This is a genomic window from Haloferax sp. s1, assembly GCF_058382125.1.
Window position 1 is genome coordinate 1 of the sequence record NZ_JBZRPK010000199.1, and the last position, 1866, is coordinate 1866.

Consider the following 1866-nt stretch of genomic DNA (forward strand, 5'->3'; position numbering starts at 1 on the left):
CCCAGACGGCGTGGATGCGGCGGCGGCTGACGACGAGCCCGAGGACGATTGGAAGATGTGCGCCGGCGTGAAGCCGGAGGACGAGGGGGCGGGGCGAGACGACGACGTCGGGGGTGGCGGTGAGGCCGACGAGACCGGCGAGAGCGCCGTTTGCGACGTAGAGCGTGTCGACCTTGCCGGGCTGGTAGAACGCGGCGCCGCCCGCGCCGAGTGCGCCCGCGGCCATGCCGAGGGTGGTCACGAGCGCGACCCGTCCGACGTAGGCGAACGAGCCGAGGGTCACGCCGCCGTCACTGTACGCGAGTGGTGCAGCGGCGGTACCGACGTTGAAGCCGTACCAGCCGAACGCGAGGATGAGCGTCCCGAGGACGGCGAACGTGATGGAGTGGCCGGGGATGACGTTCGCGCTGCCGTCGGCGTTGAAGCGGTTCATGCGCGGGCCGATAATCCACGCGGCGGTGAGACCAGCGATGCCGCCCATTCCGTGGACAATCATGCCGCCGGCAAAGTCGTGGAAGCCGAGACCGTTGAGGAAGCCACCGGCCCAGGTGACGCCGACGACGACGGGGTAGATGACACCCGCGATGAGGATGGTGTAGGTCAGGTACGCACGAAGCCTCGCGCGGCCCGCCACTGCACCGGAGACGATGGTGGCGGCGGTCATGGCGAAGACGGCACCGAAGAGCCAATCGACCCACGCGGTCGTCGCCGAGGCGTCGGGTGCGTAGAGACCCATGAAGGCGTCTGCGACGGTCGTTGCCGGGCCGCCGGTAAGTCCGGCGACGATTGCCGAGACGGCCGCACCGAGGAGGAAGAACACGATGACGCCGATACTCCACGTCAGGAGGTTCTTCGTGAGCTGATTTGCGACGTTCTTCGCACGCACCTGCCCGGCTTCGAGCATGGCGAAGCCGGCGTGCATGAAGAAGATGAGGAACGTGACGGTGAGGACCCACACGAGATTCACGCCCTCGACGACCGAGGCGAGGTCTGCCTGAAGTGCGGTCAGCATACGATTCCTCCGATATGCGATTCGAACGGGAGTTCAAGTGGACAGTCGTTCATGTTGGTGCTCGATTCGCGACCGAATGTCTCGCGAATCATGGAAGATTGTATCCACATGTGAGTACATAATAGTTTGCGTTGACAATTGTCCATTTATTTCCAAAACTGGGGTCGTATGTTCGCTTTACAATGGGATATGAGATATATAAGGGCGTAAGTCGCGGACTAACTGGACAAATGTTGCCAGACTATCCTACGCATGTAGTGTCAGTTTACTAATACGAATGACTCGGGCAAACTGACACCCTCGACGGGTGTGCGCTCGCGCGAGTCGAAAAAAAGGGGAGACTACCGTCCGGTTAGGGACTCAGGAGTACCATTCGTTGTTGTGCTCAGACTGCTGGACTCCCCTCCTTGCCGGTTCGAACTTGGACGGCTCCCTCGACGGGCAGGATGAATATCTTCCCGTCTCCTTTCTCGCCTGTGTGGGCGGCCTCCGCGATAGCGTCGACCACGTCGCCAGCCGGGATGTCGGCGACGACGCACTCGATTTTGACCTTCTGGTGAAGGTCGACGGTGTACTCTTCGCCGCGCCATTGGCCTTTCTTCGCGGGCTGTGAGCCGCGCCCGGAGACGTTCGTCACTGTGAGCGAGGGCGCGCCGACTTCGGCGAGTGCGGTCTTCACGTCGGCGAGCTTGTCGGGGCGGATGATGGCCATGACGAGCTTGATACCGTCGTTTCCGGTCTCAGTCTCGCTCATTGGTTTTCACCTCCGTCGACTGCGGCCGAATCGTTGCCTTCAGTCACGGCCACGCCGTTGTCGCCAACGACGTCGCCGTCAGTCCGGACATTGTTCCCAC

The 1866-nt window shown here is 62.4% G+C and carries 2 protein-coding genes; both read right to left on the bottom strand.

The annotated features are described in order from the left end of the window. Positions 1–1012: ammonium transporter (locus QT222_RS01630; RefSeq protein ID WP_491476094.1), on the bottom strand; the 1012-nt coding region annotated here is incomplete at its 3' end. A gap of 385 nt (positions 1013–1397) precedes the next feature. Next, positions 1398–1766 (bottom strand): nitrogen regulatory protein GlnK1, encoded by a 369-nt coding sequence (gene glnK1 / locus QT222_RS01635; RefSeq protein WP_004058648.1) that lies wholly within the window; start codon positions 1764–1766, stop codon positions 1398–1400. Between the last annotated feature and the right edge of the window lie 100 nt (positions 1767–1866).